The 17,137-nt window shown below is 39.9% G+C and carries 20 protein-coding genes; 10 read left to right on the top strand and 10 right to left on the bottom strand.

Annotated features, from left to right (window positions below; genetic code table 11):
* The first annotated feature begins 2 nt into the window (after nucleotides 1–2).
* From ACRWQL_RS09110 to ACRWQL_RS09075, 8 genes are all read left to right on the top strand, one after another.
* Nucleotides 3–311: an HNH endonuclease gene (locus tag ACRWQL_RS09110; RefSeq protein WP_434953186.1), complete on the top strand. Its 309-nt coding sequence runs from the start codon at nucleotides 3–5 to the stop codon at nucleotides 309–311.
* Nucleotides 312–325: 14 nt separating this feature from the next.
* A complete protein-coding gene (locus tag ACRWQL_RS09105; protein WP_434953185.1) occupies nucleotides 326–3,316 on the top strand; it encodes a UvrD-helicase domain-containing protein in 2,991 nt (996 codons plus the stop codon).
* A 163-nt stretch (nucleotides 3,317–3,479) separates the two neighbouring features.
* Complete coding sequence (locus ACRWQL_RS09100; protein WP_434953184.1) at nucleotides 3,480–4,133, top strand: hypothetical protein; 654 nt, start codon at nucleotides 3,480–3,482, stop codon at nucleotides 4,131–4,133.
* Nucleotides 4,130–4,510 (top strand): hypothetical protein, encoded by a 381-nt coding sequence (locus ACRWQL_RS09095; protein ID WP_434953182.1) that lies wholly within the window; start codon nucleotides 4,130–4,132, stop codon nucleotides 4,508–4,510. Before ACRWQL_RS09100 ends, ACRWQL_RS09095 begins: the two co-directional genes overlap by 4 nt.
* A gap of 31 nt (nucleotides 4,511–4,541) precedes the next feature.
* Nucleotides 4,542–5,177 carry a hypothetical protein gene (locus tag ACRWQL_RS09090; RefSeq protein WP_434953181.1) on the top strand — a complete coding sequence of 212 codons (636 nt, stop codon included), beginning with the start codon at nucleotides 4,542–4,544 and terminating at the stop codon, nucleotides 5,175–5,177.
* 314 nt (nucleotides 5,178–5,491) lie between these two features.
* A complete protein-coding gene (locus tag ACRWQL_RS09085; protein WP_434953179.1) occupies nucleotides 5,492–5,692 on the top strand; it encodes a hypothetical protein in 201 nt (66 codons plus the stop codon).
* 63 nt (nucleotides 5,693–5,755) lie between these two features.
* On the top strand, nucleotides 5,756–5,896 hold the full coding sequence (locus ACRWQL_RS09080; protein WP_434953178.1) for a hypothetical protein: 141 nt from the start codon (nucleotides 5,756–5,758) through the stop codon (nucleotides 5,894–5,896).
* Nucleotides 5,897–5,906: 10 nt separating this feature from the next.
* Nucleotides 5,907–6,044: a hypothetical protein gene (locus ACRWQL_RS09075; protein ID WP_434953177.1), complete on the top strand. Its 138-nt coding sequence runs from the start codon at nucleotides 5,907–5,909 to the stop codon at nucleotides 6,042–6,044.
* 155 nt (nucleotides 6,045–6,199) lie between these two features.
* Here the strand turns inward: ACRWQL_RS09075 and ACRWQL_RS09070 are convergent, their stop codons facing one another.
* The 7 genes from ACRWQL_RS09070 to ACRWQL_RS09040 form a co-directional block, all read right to left on the bottom strand.
* Nucleotides 6,200–6,853, bottom strand: coding sequence for an HGGxSTG domain-containing protein (locus tag ACRWQL_RS09070; protein ID WP_434953175.1), 654 nt, complete (start codon nucleotides 6,851–6,853; stop codon nucleotides 6,200–6,202).
* Nucleotides 6,854–7,067: 214 nt separating this feature from the next.
* On the bottom strand, nucleotides 7,068–8,024 hold the full coding sequence (locus ACRWQL_RS09065; protein ID WP_434953174.1) for a YagK/YfjJ domain-containing protein: 957 nt from the start codon (nucleotides 8,022–8,024) through the stop codon (nucleotides 7,068–7,070).
* Between the two features lie 208 nt (nucleotides 8,025–8,232).
* Nucleotides 8,233–8,442: a helix-turn-helix transcriptional regulator gene (locus ACRWQL_RS09060; RefSeq protein ID WP_434953172.1), complete on the bottom strand. Its 210-nt coding sequence runs from the start codon at nucleotides 8,440–8,442 to the stop codon at nucleotides 8,233–8,235.
* 8 nt (nucleotides 8,443–8,450) lie between these two features.
* Entirely contained in the window at nucleotides 8,451–8,666 is a 216-nt protein-coding gene (locus ACRWQL_RS09055) for a helix-turn-helix transcriptional regulator (protein ID WP_434953171.1), read from the bottom strand.
* A 94-nt stretch (nucleotides 8,667–8,760) separates the two neighbouring features.
* Nucleotides 8,761–9,570: a hypothetical protein gene (locus ACRWQL_RS09050; RefSeq protein ID WP_434953169.1), complete on the bottom strand. Its 810-nt coding sequence runs from the start codon at nucleotides 9,568–9,570 to the stop codon at nucleotides 8,761–8,763.
* A gap of 32 nt (nucleotides 9,571–9,602) precedes the next feature.
* On the bottom strand, nucleotides 9,603–10,865 hold the full coding sequence (locus ACRWQL_RS09045) for a tyrosine-type recombinase/integrase (protein WP_434953168.1): 1,263 nt from the start codon (nucleotides 10,863–10,865) through the stop codon (nucleotides 9,603–9,605).
* A 192-nt stretch (nucleotides 10,866–11,057) separates the two neighbouring features.
* Entirely contained in the window at nucleotides 11,058–11,921 is an 864-nt protein-coding gene (locus ACRWQL_RS09040) for a YicC/YloC family endoribonuclease (protein ID WP_434953166.1), read from the bottom strand.
* A gap of 166 nt (nucleotides 11,922–12,087) precedes the next feature.
* Between ACRWQL_RS09040 and rph the strand changes: the two genes are divergently transcribed.
* Both rph and pyrE read left to right on the top strand, forming a co-directional pair.
* Nucleotides 12,088–12,801 (top strand): ribonuclease PH, encoded by a 714-nt coding sequence (gene rph, locus ACRWQL_RS09035; protein WP_226411819.1) that lies wholly within the window; start codon nucleotides 12,088–12,090, stop codon nucleotides 12,799–12,801.
* Nucleotides 12,802–12,872: 71 nt separating this feature from the next.
* Complete coding sequence (gene pyrE / locus ACRWQL_RS09030) at nucleotides 12,873–13,514, top strand: orotate phosphoribosyltransferase (RefSeq protein WP_434953164.1); 642 nt, start codon at nucleotides 12,873–12,875, stop codon at nucleotides 13,512–13,514.
* Between the two features lie 107 nt (nucleotides 13,515–13,621).
* Here pyrE and folE read toward each other — a convergent pair whose 3' ends face one another.
* The 3 genes from folE to slmA all read right to left on the bottom strand — a co-directional run bounded on the left by folE (nucleotide 13,622) and on the right by slmA (nucleotide 17,130).
* Nucleotides 13,622–14,272, bottom strand: coding sequence for a GTP cyclohydrolase I FolE (gene folE, locus ACRWQL_RS09025; protein WP_434953356.1), 651 nt, complete (start codon nucleotides 14,270–14,272; stop codon nucleotides 13,622–13,624).
* 175 nt (nucleotides 14,273–14,447) lie between these two features.
* Nucleotides 14,448–16,412, bottom strand: a complete 1,965-nt coding sequence (locus ACRWQL_RS09020) for an alpha/beta hydrolase family protein (RefSeq protein WP_434953163.1) — start codon at nucleotides 16,410–16,412, stop codon at nucleotides 14,448–14,450.
* A gap of 124 nt (nucleotides 16,413–16,536) precedes the next feature.
* On the bottom strand, nucleotides 16,537–17,130 hold the full coding sequence (slmA, locus tag ACRWQL_RS09015) for a nucleoid occlusion factor SlmA (RefSeq protein WP_434953161.1): 594 nt from the start codon (nucleotides 17,128–17,130) through the stop codon (nucleotides 16,537–16,539).
* Nucleotides 17,131–17,137 lie beyond the last annotated feature (7 nt).

The following is a 17,137-nucleotide window of genomic DNA, read 5'->3' as shown; positions in this document are numbered from 1 at the left end:
ATATGTCGACTTCCTCTGAAGATATTTTCAGTATAATCGCCAACTTTAATTTAGTAGAGTCCAACAGCAGTCGAACAGCGCGCTGGTGGACTCATATAGGGTTAATCAATGCCTATGAACGAAATCCCAAAGCAAGAACGGCTTGTATCGCCAAGCTCGGTGCCATTTTCCTAGTGTGTGGCTTTGATTTTGAAAAGACCTATGGCGAAATAGGGAAAGGCTTTATCCATGTGCACCATAAGGTTGATATCGCGACTATCGGTAAAAGTTATCAAACCAAGTTGCTTGAGAACATCAAAGCCATTTATTAGCAGTAGGTTACACATTGTCATCAAAGCCGTCAGCGCAAACAATTAAGCACAGTTGGTTTGGCCATTTTTATAGGGGCAAGCCAAATGCTGTGGTTCTCACCGAGAAAGGCATTACATTTTATCGTGCTCAGGGGCAGTTTTTAGCTAAGTTCGGTTCAGTTAAAGAGCCACCAGCTGAAGTGAGTTTTTTATGGCAACAATTAGATTGCCCACCGAAGTTTAGTTTTAGTCCTTTAGGTTATCTGCTTGGATTGACTGTTTCAGGTAAGGCTTATCAAGTCCTTTTTCTCAGCTATTTTGCTCGAAAACATTTTGATAATGACATAGCGCAACGTTGGGCTACCCACAATGCTCAACAATTGGATAATCTGGTGGCGAGGGTTGAGTTAACACTTTCTAGGGAATATTTGCGTCAATCGCGCTTGGAGATGATGCAGGCGAGAATCGATCGTGAATATCGGCGTTGGTTCCCTTGGTGTGAAAATATGCCATTGGCGAATGATATAAACGCAGCGTTAGCCAAATTACAGAAGATGTATAGCTGGAACAAAGCAGACATCGAACAGCTGCGTGAAAACTATGTAAAAGCTCAGCTATTCAAGTTTGCAGATTTTTTTGAACATGTTGAATCTAAGCCTCTGACTGAGATGCAGCAACGAGCTTGTGTGATTGATGATAACAATAACTTGCTATTAGCAGGGGCTGGTACGGGTAAAACTAGCGTAATGGTGGGCCGTGCAGGCTATTTAATTAACAGTGGTCAGGCACAAACCGATGAAATATTACTGCTTGCTTACGGCAGAAAAGCGGCTGATGAAATGGACGAGCGCATAAAGGAGAAGCTTGATACCGATGACATTAAAGCAAGCACTTTTCATAGTTTAGGTTTAAGAATTATTGCTCAAGTCGAAGGCAAATCACCGAGCCTATCGCCTTGGGCTGAAGACGAAAAAGCTAAAGATAGATGGGTACAAGACACCCTTGAAACATTGATTGAAGATGAGTCCTATCGTAAACAGCTATTTGAGTACTTCAGTCAATATTATTATGTTGAAAAAAGCCCTTTTGATTTTGACTCTCAGGGTGAGTACTTTCAATACCTAAATGACAATGATATTCGCACCCTTAAAGGTGAGCGGGTAAAAAGTTTCGGCGAGCTATACATTGCAAACTGGCTATTCAGTAATGGCATTGAGTACCAGTACGAAGCTAAGTATGAGCATGATGTAAGTTGTGTGGATTTTCGCCAATATCAACCCGACTTCTTCCTATCTGACTACGGTGTTTATATTGAGTATTACGGCATCGATGAAGATGATAGTACAGCCCCTTATATCGACAATCAGCAATATTTGGAGTCGATGGAGTGGAAGCGCCAATTGCATAAAGAGCATGAAACAGTTTGCCTTGAACTATTTTACTATCAGCATAAAAAAGGTCAGCTCACTCATCAGCTTGAGCACGCTATTCAAGCGTTAGATATTAAAGTGTCTCCGTTACCCGATGAAGCAATACTAGCGACACTTAATGAACTTGGTCGTGTTACTGAGTTAGCCAAATTGTTCAGTAAGCTAATTGGCTTGTATAAATCAGCTTGTCTGGATAGTAAAGGATTGGAGACCGTATTTAGCAATGCCGCGGATGCAAAGCAGACTCGTAAAGCATTCGAACTACTAGAGCCGATATTAAGTCGTTACCAGGAGCAATTGTCAGCCTCAGGTGATATCGATTTCGAGGACATGATAGGCAAAGCATTACGCTATATTCAACAAGGACAATTTCTTAGTCCATGGCGCTATATCATGGTCGATGAGTTTCAAGATATCTCAGAGCCCAGAGCACGGTTAGTTAAAGCGTTAAGGGACTCCTGTTTATCTGGGGGCAAACCAAAAGCATCGCTGTTTTGCGTGGGTGATGATTGGCAGGCAATTTATCGATTTAGCGGAGCAGATGTCAGTTTAACCACTCTGTTTACTGAATATTTCGGCCCTACAGCTAAAACGTATTTAGATAAAACGTTCAGATTCAACAGTAGCATTGGTGATGTTGCGACAAAGTTTGTGACTAAGAACCCCGTGCAACTTAACAAAGATATCCGTTCAGTATCTCAGGTTGATTACCCTACAGTGTCATTGATACGGCGAGGCGAGCAAGAGCCCGCATCGAAAGATGAGCCGAGTTCCAATTCACTTGAACAAGCTTTAAATGCGATTAGCAAGCGTGTTGAAAAGGTTGAAGATGATATTAAGGGCCAGCCTGTAGTGTATCTGCTGGCGCGATTCTGGTTTCAACTACCCGACAACGTTAAGCTAAAGCAGTTAAACAGACAATACCCAAAGCTGACTATCGAATGTCAGTCTTTTCATGCCTCAAAAGGTAAAGAGGCTGATTATGTGGTGATCATGGGGATGCAAACGGGCAAACATGGCTTTCCTTCGATGAAAGTGACCCCTCCCATACTTGATGCGTTTCTACCTAAGACTGAGGCATTTGAATTTGCAGAGGAACGTCGTTTATTTTATGTGGCCTTAACCCGTGCAAAGCATCGTGTATATGTAGTTGCCGATATGACTGACGCTAGCCCATTTGTGATCGAACTGCTGAAAGATAACTATGCCATCGAGCAAGATGAGTTCAACACCTCTTTGGTGCAGAAAATTTTTGAAGACATAAGCTGTGTTCGCTGTACTACTGGCACTTTGAAACCAAGAGTTGGCAGCTTTAAGTCGTTCTTCTCATGTTCTCACTTTCCCTTATGTGACCATAAAGAGGAGGGGTGTGAGCTTTGTGGTAGCCCGATGACGCGTAAACGTTTTACTGGCTTTAAAGTATGTCTTAATGACTCTTGTAGCCATACAGCGCCAGTTTGCAGTGTTTGTGGCGGCGATATGACTCTTCGACAAAGCGCTAGAGGTGATTTTTGGGGGTGTAAAAATTACCGTGGTAAGTCGATACCAAGCTGCAGTAATACCTTTAATAAAGCCAAGCTGCGCTTACCAGGGTAAAATTACCCATGTGCTAGTTTGTCATTATTTGGAAGTTTATTTTAATGTAAGTTATCAATTTCCATGCTATCCACTTGATTCATTGAGTATAAAACGTAATGATACTGGCCGTTTTGAAAATTACGCTCTCTTAGCAGCTTTTCTGTATTATCAAGGATGAACAATGAAATCAATTTTAAATACTCTAGATATTTTTCTGGGGCATCTTACTGCCGGGGTTATGACTTTTTTGCTCTATCTGAGCCTTGGTGTTGTCGCTATTCTCACTGTTATATCTATCCCAATTGAATTTTTTGAATATGGAACTGGTATCAGTGAGTTGGATCTGGCTGAAATAGTTATATTTACTTGCTTGTGTATTGTGATTTGGCGTTTTTATCGTCGGGGCTCTCAATTATATTGGACTAGGTGGCAGATGCTTCGGCGTTTTGTGTTTACCGTTTCGAGTATGGCTTTATTGTTATCATTCATCGCACTATCGGTAATTAGGGTCGAATTTTCAGTTAATGGTCGGTTAGATGTTGAATTTTTTACTACTGTTAATAAGTTTGATACGTATATTTCCAGCCTTTTAATTATTTTGGTTATTTATGCAGCAGCCCCTTTGCCTAAGTTATGGCAAAAGAAAGTTACCGCGGATACATCAGATGAGGCATCTGTAAAGCAGCCAGTAAATGTTGTTGAAGCCGATTCCCCGAAGCCTGTTCCTGAATCACAAACCTCTGCAAAGAGGCAAGCTGAAGCGACATCTACATCACCTCCCTTAACTGAAACGCAAACGGATTTAACTTCAAGTCTTGCTGAGGGAAAACTATGAAAATTACAGTAATTAGTTTGTGTTGCTTTAGTTTACTCATTAGCGGTGCATTACAAGCCAAAGAGACATCATTTAACAGTAATGATGCCAGGTTGTTACAACAATCATGTCGTGATGCTGTAGAGATTTTTGATAACAAAGGTCAACCTGGCGCATACGCACCCATACATACATCTATGGCCGAGGCTATGCGTGCAGGTTACTGTATTGGGTCCGTTCAACAATATAGTAAACGGTCACATAGTTGTTATTCTTCTTACGGTAGAAGTAATTGGCTTGATATGGCTAAAGCAATTGCAGGCTTTTCAATTGGGCAAGAAGAGTTTAATCGAATTCAGGCGAGTACATTACTTAAGAAGGCGTATTGCGGTGAGTAGTGGTTTAACTATACCAGATGCTATTAGGTTATTGTTTAATATTGATGTTGCGACGGAGAGTCCGCTACTTAAAAATAAAGCCGATTCTTTTGTTCGCAATAAGCTTATTAAGACTGCGCCAAAACCTAAAATAGAGGATCACCGATTTCCAACTCTTTTAGCCGATAAAGAACAGTTAATAGTGCTGTTTAATGCGCTATTGCTCAATGCTGTATTCCATGACCCTAAAAATGTGAAGCGAATCTTTGATAATAAAGCTTACCGCCATGAATGTGCTTTAGCCGTTAGGGTTATTTTTGGTAAAAGTCATTCTTTGATGGGAATCGCTATAACCAGTGTTTTAGCGCATGAGTTTGCTGATGCATTGGCTGGTGATTTTGATTTATATATGGAAAAGTTGCCTAACCCTTTTGCAGTATTACCACAGGTCGCTTTAGGTAAAAATATAAATTTGTTGCATGCTTTGTTAGCACAATCCGCAGCCATGGCTCCCGCCGATAATCTACTACTGGCGTATATACAAGGTGATTTAGAGAAAGCCGCTAAGGTAGCATCATCGATGTCTTCTGATAATGATGCTGTAAATCAATTGAAGCAGCATGTCGAGAAAAAGGTGCGAGAGGCTGTCGAATTTAATGATTTGCTGGAGCAATTTAGAAATATGTAATTTATTTCGTTTGAAGGCTTGATAGTGCATTGCACTAGGTGACTCTACGTTTGTCGTCAACAAACGGAGCTAACCATGACAAGTACCAATGAAATGGTCATTAACTTTCATATGACCGAAGCCTGTAATTACCGCTGCGGATATTGCTATACCACCTTGGAAGGCAATGATTTGCAAGCGGAGTTACACCACTCCTCAAAAGATATTCAATCTCTTCTAATAAGGCCTGCTGGCTACTTTTTTTCTGATAATTCAATACGGAAGGCATTGGGGTATACGTCAGTTAGGATTAATTTTGCTGGTGGCGTTTATCTATGAAGAAATACAGTAATGATAAAAATATTAATGATTTAGTTAGTTATCTTTTAAAAGATGGTGAATGGAAAATTAGACGAGGACGTCATTCTGTGTTGACGGCCCCTAGCGGCAGAAAGCTTACGGTTCCAGGCACACCAAGTGATTGTAGAGCGTTTATGAACTTTAAGCTTGATGTTCGCCGATTGCAGGGGCTTTGACTCTAATTGTTAAAGTCCCTAGTAATCGATACATCATTAATTAATTAATTTTAGGAGACAAATATGTCTAATAGTAATCACAAGGCCAACCAAGCTAATTCGAATAAGGGGACTTCAGGTACCAACACTGCTTATCAGAAATCGCAGGATAATCGTAGTAACCAATTAAATCCTAATAACCCTAATCACAATGGTAAAAAATAAGGAGGTTTATATGCCAAATACATCTGAAATGTCGCAAGATGAGCTTGATACTTGGGCAGACATTAACAATCCTAACAATGATGCCGATATGGATGACTGGGCGGATGCTCACAATCCCAATAACGATGATTACTTGGGAGATGATTAGCCTCTAAGTAAATAATTAATAAAATTTATGATTATTCAAAGGTGTGGTTATGCCACACCTTTTTATTTTGTTATTCCTATGTTGGAGCAGTTGTATTTTGATTAATTGATACATTTCCTTATTTCAGGATTTTAAACTACTTCGAGCTGAAGTCGCTATTTTACTGCAATAGTCTTTAATTCTTTAATGCGTTTCTTTATTTCTTTCGGTATAGGGTTTGGGTGGACCCGAGCAGAGAAGTAGCATCCTTTTTTGCTTATTGTTTTAACCAGTATTTTTATAAACAGATCATCTTCGGCTTTTGAACCATGGGATCGGTGATAAAAAGGGGTGGGGTATATTGGCGTGTATACATGGAACTGTAAGTGTTCATTAGCGTTATCTTTATAATAGTGGTCTAAAGCAGATTGGATAATAACGAAGGCTTCCGGCCCCTCATATTTTTCTATGTAGTATTTGGCTGTTTCTAGCTCAACACGATATTCACTGATAATGTCGACAACTTGGTTTTGTATTTCGTTAGATTTCAAGTTGGTTAGGTCTACTAGGTATAGATAGGCCTTGATTGCTTTTTCCATGTCGGATTTACTGATTTTCATGTAAAAGTGATTATCACAAAACCACATAAAATGATTTAGTAGGGCATTAACTCTAACGGCTAACTTACCTTCTTTTGTTTTCGCACCAGTTGAACGACCACCATGAAGCTTACAGCGGCCATTGATGTTATTACCATAACGTTTACACGGTTCTCCACTTCTTGTTTTTGCGCCACATTTAGCAAGGCTTTCTAAGTTAAATTTAGCCATTATTACTCCAGTCTATATTGATCACTGAAGTGATCACCTTTTGTTATTTCTTCGGTTCATGGGCTTTGTTTTGCATTTTGAAAATATGTATGAGTGTTGAACACTCACATTATTGCAATCCCCCTGTGATAGTTGTTTCATACTGTTTACGTTTGCTGAATGCCTTAATTATTGACGATCCAAGTGCGTAAGATAATAGTGATCACTTTTCGGTTCATGGGGTGCTACTTGAGTGATCACTATTAAATTTAATAGTGATCACTTCTTCGGACTGTTCATTGAACAATGCATTCTTGTACCTATAAACTTGCCTGTTCTGAGTTGCGGGCAGGGGAGCTATCAAATGCTTTAAACTGGTGGTTCTTGAGGCAATACATTCCTTAAGTTGCTGCTTGTGGGAAAAGCTAATAAACCAACCATATTTTGATGACTTACTAATCTTACTTCTCGGCTCTGATTCTATTGCTTGAGTAACCTCAATTGCCTGCTTTCGTCTATTCCTATCCAATGTGATGTATGGGTCCACCAGCATGAGATCATTCGTAGGGTCAAAGTTCTTTGCTGCTAGAAGCTTATTACTTAAGAAACCTTTAGCTTTACCATTGAGTTCTTTGGTGTGTTCTTTAGCCAAATAGCTTGATCGGTAAATAGCATGTTTGAGCGAGGCCTTATTACCTCTATGCACTATACAAAAAGGATTATCGACAAATGATACGCTGCCATTAGCATGCATTTCCCACATAGCTTTAACTAGCGATAGTATTCTGTCGGAGTGGTTAACTTTATGAGCGCTAATCATTAGTGCAAGATGGTAGTGCTCTTGCTCCGCTGTATCTTGTTCTCTGGCACAATGATAAATAATCTTGCTTCGGTATTCGCTAGATAGAAATGTTGTTAGTTGTTTTAAGAACTGTCCAATAACTTTATTGTCTGCCGAGTAAGCATTCGGGTGCAGTTCAATTCTGGCAACGAATACTCGACTGTAATGACTAAGCATTATTTCGTAATCAGAGATAATGGTATTGACTAAGGGTTTGCTTAAGGACTTCAGCTTAGGTTTATAGACATGATAAGCGTGGTCTTTGTAAGCAAATAATCTCGAGTTATGTTTATTTATACAAAATGTCTTTTTAGGGGATTTAGCTTTGGGTTTATTAGTATCTTTAGTCATAGTTATTATTCTGGTTAGTTGACATTCGTTTAGTCAGGTGGCGGTATATTATTTAATATCCGGCGTAACTCACTGCCTGTTTTAGTCTGAAATATGTATTCACACTGTGTTGCTAGGCTTTTCTGATTGTCGTTGACTGTGTGGGTATTGGTTCAAAGTGTGTCATGTGGTGTTGTAAAAAAGCAGGCCTAGACCTGCTTTCATTCATTCACTTATTGGATAACCATTCCTGCACATCTTTGAAACGCCAACTAGGATGATAGTCCCCTTCATCAATTGGTGGCGGAAAGTGTCCAGCTTTGATTCGCCTTCTTAAGGTGGACTTGCTGATGTTCAGTAGCTGTAAAACTTTAGGTCTTTTAATTAATCGATTTTCATCAATATACATTTCGAGATGATCAATGTGCTTTTGAGTCATATCGTTTGCTACCCTAGATTTACAGGCTGACGGGAAGCGACCCACTCATTGATCTCTGACTGTAACCAGACAACTGCATGACTGTGAGGGTAAAGTTTGCGGCGTTTTGGGAAAAGCCCCAAACGCTCTAATCTCCAAGCTGTACATCGTGAGATAGAAGTGATGATTTTGCGCTCACCTTCTCGAATTAAACGGTCTGATGATGTTGGGGTTGTTGTTTCCATAGTAACTCCTGTTTAAGGTTGTTTCTGAATATTTCAGGAGTTACTTTGCTGTTTTGAGTAAGATTAATAGATAGGTCTCTGTGAAACCTACTACTTATCTTTTGAGCACAAGTTTAATGAATGGCTTGTACTCTTTCATAAAAGCCTTTTTATCTATTTGTTTATGTTCGTCTTTTGTTGCTCCTTTCCAATTGGGGTGAGGGGTGATTGCTTTAAGATATGCATTTATTAAATCTTTAAATATTTCAGATTTTCTGTCTTTTGGGTAATCAACATTGTTTTCATTGCAGAGCATTTCAATGTAGTCGATTACTAAACCAGGTTTAAAAGGATGGTTGCTTTCAATGCTATAGAAGTGTGAAAGCACCTTTTGTGTTAATTCGAGTGCCTTGGCATATGTATTATCATATTTATTAAATGCCTTGAGCTGTTCGGCCTGCATTTTTGTTATGCCAGCCTCATTAAAATAGGCGTTATTCATTTCTTGATTATGGGCTCCCACTAGCATACCTAGAGTAAATTTAGCTTGAGCTACTTTTTCATGGCAATGATTCAGTGATTTAACGTCATCGACCAGAACTTCATTTTTTTCTGGATAGTCAATCAGCTTATTTTGCAAATGTTCCAACTTATCAGTTAGGTATTGAACGTATTGGAACTGCTGTTTTAGTTGTAGAAAATAAGTTGGGTACTCTACAGGAGTTGGTACTCCGTTGATGCTTTCAATGTGATGTTTGGCCAATGGGATGGAAAGGCTATTTAACCGTAGGAGTTCACTAACAAATTGGTTAAGGAAATCGCGCCCTACAGGTTCAGCATTTAGTTCACTTTGGCTAGTGAAGTGTTCAAAACTAAAGGCTTTGTCGAAATTTTTTGTTATTTTATTCTGAAGCTTTTTTGACATATTAGGAGCTCTTTAAGTGAAAGCTTACTGGTTTAAGCACGCTTAATAAAAGGGGTTATGGTGTTATGAGAGTCATTGATGACAGGGGCGATTAAATCAGATAATTTCCCCAAGGCCTCACTTCGCTCATCCAAATAATCATGTTGGTTGTATGTTCCTTCAATACCCTTCAATTTGTGATTGAGACAGCGTTCAGCTACATGAGGCAGTACATTTATGCTGGCAAGTAGTGTCCGACATGTTCTACGTAAATCATGGATCGTGAAGTGCTCGATTCCAGCTTGACCTAATAAGTTGTCATAGGGTTCCTTATTGCTATCCACTTTTTTACCAAACACTTTTGCTAGGGCATGGTTTAAGGTGTCGCTAGATATGTAACCTCTGCGCTTACTTGCGCGACGTGATGGGAAAACGAATTCAGATCCACCAGCTCTAACATGAAGTTCCTTAAGCCAGTTGATAGTTGCTGTTGGTAGGGGGATGGTAATTGCTACCCCTGTTTTACTTCGGTCTTTTGGCATGTGCCAAAGCTGTTTATCAAACTCAAACTCTTGCCACTTAGCGGCTATCAACTCCCCTTTTCTAACACCCAATGAAAGTAATAATGCAATCGCTAAATAATTGTCTCTGGTGAAAATATGGCTGTTGTTTCGCAATACATTAAATAGGCTAACCACCTCAGCCATTTTAAGTGCTCGAACACGGCTTTTCTCAACTCCACCAGCATCATTAGGTTTGAAAGCTGCCGCAGGGTTACCTGTGATAAGGTCTAACTTACAGGCATGATTAAAAAGCTGTTTACAGCATAAAAGTGTTTTATTGGAAACTGTAGGGCGGTTGCTGGTGGCCACTTTATGAATGATGGCCCGAATGTCGCGAGCATTGACATCAGCAACTCTAAGTTGGCCTATGGTGGGCTTAATTTCTTTCGTATACATTCGCAGTGGTATTTCGTCATGCTTTAAGCGTGAGGCTGTGGTTTGATACCAATCGGCAAAAAGGTCATTAACAGTGATGATGGTTTCTTGCTGCTGACGTTCCCTTTCAGCCAGAGAGTCTATACTTTGCTTAGCTAATAGCTTTACTTTTGCGGCTTCAGCCTTTGCCTCTACCAAAGGCATGGCAGGGTAGGTGCCACCTTCAATCATCATTGAGCGCCTTTTGCCATTAACGCTGTATCTTACTTCCCAATATGCGGTGCCTTCCGTCTGCACTCTAATGTACAGGCCACCTCCTGCGGCTCTGCGTCCAAGCTCTTTAGTTTTTATAAAGGCCTTTATCTGTTTATCATTCATTCGCTTAAGTCCAAATTGGTGACTAATCTGATATAAAAGTGGGACTAATCAGTTTAGTCACCATTTTAGTCCCACTTTTTATGAAACAATAGCAAACAATATGAAACAAGTAAAAACAACTTAAAAATAAAAAACCCTGTTATAACAGATGTTATAACAGGGTTTAGTGAGCTGTAGTAAGGGGTTTAAAGTCTATTCAACGTTTTGGATCTGCTCCCGCATTTGCTCTATCAAAACTTTAAGATCTACTGCTGCAGAAGTGATTTCTGCGCTAATTGATTTTGAGGCTAAAGTATTTGATTCGCGGTTAAACTCTTGCATCATAAAGTCTAAACGACGGCCTTCGCTGCCACCTTTTTTAAGAATTCTGCGGGCTTCGGTAACATGCGCTTCAAGGCGATCCATCTCTTCAGCCACATCTTGCTTCTGAGCCAGTAATACCATTTCTTGCTCAATTCGTGCCGGGTCTAATTCACCTTGAATTTCGGCTAAGCGATTAGTCAGTTTTTCACGCTGATACAGCATAACAGTAGGCATGTGGTCGCGGACCACTTTGATTTGCTCGGTCACGCCATCTAAACGACTTAGTAGCATATCTTTTATCGCTGAACCTTCACGGCCGCGGGCTTCAATGAATTGGTCGATGGCGCTGTCAAAGGCGGTCATCAGTTCGCTGCCTATGCTGTCCATATCTTGTTCTGCTGAAGCTAACACGCCAGGCCAGCGTAGCACGTCGGTAAGGCTTAGTTCGCCTTGTCCGGCTTCTTGTTTTAGCCAATTGGCTGCATTAAGTAATTGTTTGGCTAAATCTTGATTTAACTGCAATTCGTTTGTGCTATTGTCGGCTAGTTCATAACGTAGGTTTACTTCCACTTTACCGCGATTTAAACGTTTACGCAGGCGATCACGTAGCACGGGCTCAAAGCTACGGAATTGTTCTGGCAAGCGTAGGTAGGTTTCTAAATAACGCTGATTGACTGAACGAATTTCCCATGAGGCTGTGCCCCAGTCTGCTTTATGCTCGATACGAGCGTAAGCTGTCATGCTTTGGATCATGAAGTGTCCTATATGATATTAACCAAATTGATTTTCGATTATAGCGGTTTTATCACATGGGGTTAAAGGATTCGTTCACACAATGTCGCCTTTACATGGCATATGTAAGCTTATGCGACTATAATATTGTCCCAAATTAAATACGAATTCGACTACAGGACTTTTCATGCGCCCAAGCAATCGTACACCCGCTCAAACTCGCCCTATTACTATTACCCGTAACTTTACTGCCCATGCGGAAGGTTCGGTATTGGTTGAGTTTGGTGATACTAAAGTACTTTGTACCGCTAGCTTTACTGAAGGTGTACCGCGCTTTTTGAAAGGCCAAGGACAAGGTTGGGTAACGGCTGAATACGGTATGTTACCGCGTTCGACCCATAGCCGTATGGACCGTGAAGCGGCTCGTGGTAAGCAGTCTGGTCGTACACAAGAAATTCAACGCTTAATCGGTCGCTCATTACGTGCTGCAGTTGATATGAAGCTGTTAGGCGAAAATACTCTCGTTATCGATTGTGATGTGATTCAAGCTGATGGCGGCACGCGTACTGCTGCTATTACTGGTGCCTGTGTGGCATTGGTTGATGCGCTTAACTGGGCGCGTGGTAAAGGCATTATTAAAGCTAACCCGCTTAAGTTTTTAATTGCAGCAGTAAGTGTCGGTATTTATAAAGGCGAAGCGATCAGTGATTTAGAATACATTGAAGACAGTGCTGCTGAAACCGACATGAATGTTGTGATGACTGAAACGGGCAAAATTATTGAAATTCAAGGTACTGCAGAAGGTGAGCCATTTAGCCACGAAGAGTTACTAGAATTGCTTGGCTTAGCTAAAAACAGTATTCGTGAAATTGTCGATGTACAGAAAGCGGCATTAAGTTAATATGCTGTTGAAAAATTAGGACCTTTGGTGGTCCTTTTTTTAATCTAAAATTTGATTGTAGAGGAATGAAAGTGAAAGCTTATCAACGTGAGTTTATTGAATTTGCCTTAGAACGCCAAGTATTACGCTTTGGTGAGTTCACCTTAAAATCTGGCCGTACTAGCCCGTACTTTTTCAATGCTGGATTGTTTAATACAGGCAAGGATTTAGCCCGTTTGGGACGTTTTTACGCCGCTGCATTAATTGATTCTGCTATTGAATTTGATTTGTTGTTTGGCCCGGCTTATAAAGGCATTCCTATTGCGACAACTACAGCTGTCGCCCTTTGTGATCATCATGATGTGGATATTCCTTATTGTTTTAACCGTAAAGAAGCAAAAACTCACGGTGAAGGTGGCAGCCTAGTTGGCAGTGAGCTTAGAGGTAAGGTGATGCTGGTTGATGATGTGATCACCGCTGGCACCGCTATTCGTGAGTCGATGGAAATTATTAATGCCCACAATGCCCAACTTGCTGGTGTGTTGATTGCACTAGATCGTCAAGAAAAAGGTAAGGGCGAGCTGTCGGCGATTCAAGAAGTTGAACGCGATTTTGGTTGTCAGATTGTATCGATTATTAAATTAGCCGATTTAATCAGTTATTTGTCTGAAAAGTCGGGCATGGAAACCGAGCTAGCTTCGGTGAGAGCCTATCGTCAGCAGTACGGGATTTAATTGGTACTGACGAGTTAGTTTCAGTTTGAGCATAAAAAAGCTGCGCAATAGTCATATTGCTGCAGCTTTTTTATTGGAATATGTATCACAATCGGTAATTGTTGTGGCTATTTCACTTGATGTAAAAACTCAGCACGGGTAGCCGGATTTGATTTGAAAATACCCCCTAATGCAGTGGTGGTGGTGGAGCTGGTTGAGTCCATTACACCACGGGATTTAACGCAGTAATGCACCGCATCGACTTTTACCGCAACATCTTTGGTTTCAAGCAAGGTTTGTAATGCCACTAACACTTGTTGGGTTAAACGCTCTTGTACCTGTGGTCGCTGAGAAAAAAATCGCACTATACGATTAATTTTTGACAAGCCGATAATCTTGGTGCGTGGTAAGTAAGCAACTGTAGCAAAGCCATCTATGGTGACTAAGTGGTGCTCACAGGTGCTAGTTAAACTGATGTCTTGCACCCGCACCATTTCATCAACGCCCATTTTGTTTTCAATGACGGTGATTTTGGGGAAATTCTCGTAATCAAGGCCTGAAAAAATCTCATCGACATACATTTTTGCAATTCGACGTGGCGTATCGGCCAGGCTGTCATCCGTTAAATCTAATGACATCAAGGTTAGAATTTCACGCATGTGATGCTCAATTTTAACCTTACGTTCTTCAGGTGTAGAGGTTTGCGGCAGCATAGGGGTTTCAAGCCCTCTATCAGCTAATGCGGCTTGAACTTTCTTGGCGGCTTCAGACAGTGCCATCATATTCTCCTACAACAAGTACCACTAAAGTGTACGTTAAAACTGAGGGTGCTGCTCACTGCAGCTGGATAGGGATGATAACGTGGTTTGGACTAAATTAATATTGCTGGCATAAAAAAGCCGACCCTTTTAGTCAGGTATCGGCTTTTGATGAGAAACTTTTTTGAAAAAGAGGCTAAATATCTAAGTTATCTTTTAGGAACTTAAGCATTTCCTTGTAATATTTAGCGCGATGTTTATCGTTATAAAAGCCATGGCCTTCATCATCCATGACTAGTTTTTCATAAGGATAATTTATGTCACTTAAGCTTTTCTCAAGTGATTCAAGCTGAGTTAAAGGCGTACGTTCGTCATCTGCTCCGTGCACTAACAGTAACTTTGCTTTTAATTTATTAACATTATATGAAGGAGACATTAATTGCAGTGCAGCAATATCTTTACCTAAAACTTGGTGTTGGTAAGCTTTGCCTGATTTAGAGTTTGATACATCACTATCTTCTTTCCAAAGGGGGAGATCATATAAACCTGAAAAACCAATCGCACATTTAAATAAATCAGGCGCTACAATTGAGCTTTGTAACGCGCTATAACCTCCAAAACTGCCGCCGACAATACAAATTTTCTCTTTATTTGCAATACCTTGATCAATAATATATTGCGTGCCGTCAATAATATCAAATTGTACTTCATTGCCCCATTTTAAATAACCAGCCTCTTCAAACTTACGCCCATAGCCACCTGAACCTCTAAAGTTGACTTGCAATACAGCAAAGCCTTCTTGTGCGAGCAACTGGTTCTGGGCATCAAAGCCCCACCAATCACGTGTTCCATGTGGCCCACCATGTGGATTGACGATCAATGGTAAATTTTTTGCTTTTTTATCAATTGGCAAAGTTAAATAGCCTTGAATGGTTAACCCATCGCGGCTTGTAAAACTAATAGGTTTAACTTCAGCCATTTTCTCAGGGTCAAGCCAACTTTTCTGTGAAACAAGATATTCAAGTTTCATTTTATCCACATTGAATAAATAATAATCACCAGGATTTCTATCATTAAATGCTTTTATAATAAACTTATTAGCATTTGATGTTTCACTGACGATATGAATCTGATGCCCTGGTAGTGATGCTAAAAGTTGTTCTAACAACTTGCTATGGGAGTCTTCAGTATTTACAAAGTCATATGCAGGGTATCCATCACTAAATTCGACAGCATATAATTGTTTACTATTTTTATTAATCCAGTAATCACTAGGATCGACATTTATATCTTGAATTATTTTCTCTTTCTTACCCAATGATAAATCAACTTTATATACTCCTAATGTTTCACCTTTAACACGACCGGCAGCAAAAATTGTATTGGGTTTGTCAGCAAAAGAGATTGGTGTAAAATCGTCCAATCCTAACTGGAGGTTTACAGTGTCAACCCACTCGCTATTCTCTCGGTAAAATAGTTTTAATTTGTTGTTATTATCTACCCCAGATGCAAATTTAACTTCACCTTCATTGTTGGTTAAGAATTGGGTGTAACCAATCGGTGAGGTCATGAGTCTTTTTCTTTTACCTGTTTTTACATCAACGCGATAAACATGTTGTTGTTTGCTGTAGTCCAAACTACTTCCCGTATCCCATGAAATAGCATTTACTAGCATATATTTACTGTCATTAGGAAGCGGATCTAGAATATAAGCTGTTGCCCTAATTGCGGTGTTTTTTTTGATATTACTGCCGATTTGTTCTTCGCCACTGTTATATCCGAATAGATACTTTACATTGGTTCCATCGGCATTTACGGACATCAATTCACCGTAATAAATAGGTTGCTCAGACCATCCTTTCAGATACATTTTTTGTAAAACAATGCGTTCATTATTAACCCATTCATAATTACCAACTTCAGCGTTACCAGGAAAGCTAATGGCGTTAGTTAACTTTTTAGTATCAGCTTGAAGTATTAAGAGGGTCTTTTTTCCATCATGCGTAGTCAAAGCACTAATATAGTCCCCTTGTGGGGAAATTTTAACATTGGAATATTCAGCGCTCATACTAAATATTTCAGATGTAGATAATGATGCAGCATGGGAGTAAGAGGGTGAAAACGATAAAAAGCATAAAAATAGAAAGACAGCGCGGTTCATATACATCCTTGTAATAATTGTTATACAAATTTTTATTTTAAAGAAAGAGTTTTAAATAATACCTTTACAAACGGTACAATAAATTTTAACACATATGACTTAATAATTTAGCGTTGTTCGCTAATTAACTTCTTAATAGCTGTTGCTGAATGAACGTCCATTGTTCGTCAAAGTGCAGTGTTGGTTTTTGCTTAAACTCACTGCGAACAAATTGCGAAATTCGTCCTTCAGCAAAGGCTAGTAGCAGATTGGCTAAAACGGCTTCATCTAAATTAAATCCACGGCCTTCACGGACTGTTTTTTCACGCAGAATTTGTTTAATTTGAGTTTCTATTTTAGAAAATAGCACACTTATTCTGCTGCGTAGACGCTCGTTCTCGCCCAGTAATGCATCTCCATTTAGCACGCGTGAAATACCTGGATTACGCTCAGAAAATACCAATAAAAGGTGCAATACTAATTGGCAGCGTTTCATAGTGTCTTTCTCTTCATCCATTATGATGTTTAAGCGAGATAAAAGCGCATCTTCGATAAATTCAATTAACCCTTCAAACATGCGTGCCTTACTTGGGAAGTGGCGATAAAGTGCCGCTTCTGACACGCCGACTTCGGCAGCGAGTTTGGCTGTGGTTATGCGTTGACCTGGGCTGGTTTCTAACATTTGAGCTAAACATTGTAAAATGTGTTCACGACGATTGATTTTAGGGCTTTCCGCCATTCTTATG

Origin of the sequence: Shewanella sp. HL-SH4 (assembly GCF_051164845.1) — a bacterium.
Taxonomy (GTDB): Bacteria; Pseudomonadota; Gammaproteobacteria; order Enterobacterales; family Shewanellaceae; genus Shewanella; species Shewanella glacialimarina.
This window is presented reverse-complemented; position numbering and strand designations above follow the sequence as displayed.

Coding starts and splice junctions, on each gene's coding strand:
- ACRWQL_RS09110 (WP_434953186.1), top strand. CDS start 3: ATGTCGACTTCCTCTGAAGATATTTTCAGTATAATCGCCAACTTTAAT.
- ACRWQL_RS09100 (WP_434953184.1), top strand. CDS start 3,480: ATGAAATCAATTTTAAATACTCTAGATATTTTTCTGGGGCATCTTACT.
- ACRWQL_RS09095 (WP_434953182.1), top strand. CDS start 4,130: ATGAAAATTACAGTAATTAGTTTGTGTTGCTTTAGTTTACTCATTAGC.
- ACRWQL_RS09085 (WP_434953179.1), top strand. CDS start 5,492: ATGAAGAAATACAGTAATGATAAAAATATTAATGATTTAGTTAGTTAT.
- ACRWQL_RS09080 (WP_434953178.1), top strand. CDS start 5,756: ATGTCTAATAGTAATCACAAGGCCAACCAAGCTAATTCGAATAAGGGG.
- ACRWQL_RS09075 (WP_434953177.1), top strand. CDS start 5,907: ATGCCAAATACATCTGAAATGTCGCAAGATGAGCTTGATACTTGGGCA.
- ACRWQL_RS09070 (WP_434953175.1), bottom strand. CDS start 6,853: ATGGCTAAATTTAACTTAGAAAGCCTTGCTAAATGTGGCGCAAAAACA.
- ACRWQL_RS09065 (WP_434953174.1), bottom strand. CDS start 8,024: ATGACTAAAGATACTAATAAACCCAAAGCTAAATCCCCTAAAAAGACA.
- ACRWQL_RS09060 (WP_434953172.1), bottom strand. CDS start 8,442: ATGACTCAAAAGCACATTGATCATCTCGAAATGTATATTGATGAAAAT.
- ACRWQL_RS09055 (WP_434953171.1), bottom strand. CDS start 8,666: ATGGAAACAACAACCCCAACATCATCAGACCGTTTAATTCGAGAAGGT.
- ACRWQL_RS09050 (WP_434953169.1), bottom strand. CDS start 9,570: ATGTCAAAAAAGCTTCAGAATAAAATAACAAAAAATTTCGACAAAGCC.
- ACRWQL_RS09045 (WP_434953168.1), bottom strand. CDS start 10,865: ATGAATGATAAACAGATAAAGGCCTTTATAAAAACTAAAGAGCTTGGA.
- ACRWQL_RS09040 (WP_434953166.1), bottom strand. CDS start 11,921: ATGATCCAAAGCATGACAGCTTACGCTCGTATCGAGCATAAAGCAGAC.
- rph (WP_226411819.1), top strand. CDS start 12,088: ATGCGCCCAAGCAATCGTACACCCGCTCAAACTCGCCCTATTACTATT.
- folE (WP_434953356.1), bottom strand. CDS start 14,272: ATGGCACTGTCTGAAGCCGCCAAGAAAGTTCAAGCCGCATTAGCTGAT.
- ACRWQL_RS09020 (WP_434953163.1), bottom strand. CDS start 16,412: ATGAACCGCGCTGTCTTTCTATTTTTATGCTTTTTATCGTTTTCACCC.
- slmA (WP_434953161.1), bottom strand. CDS start 17,130: ATGGCGGAAAGCCCTAAAATCAATCGTCGTGAACACATTTTACAATGT.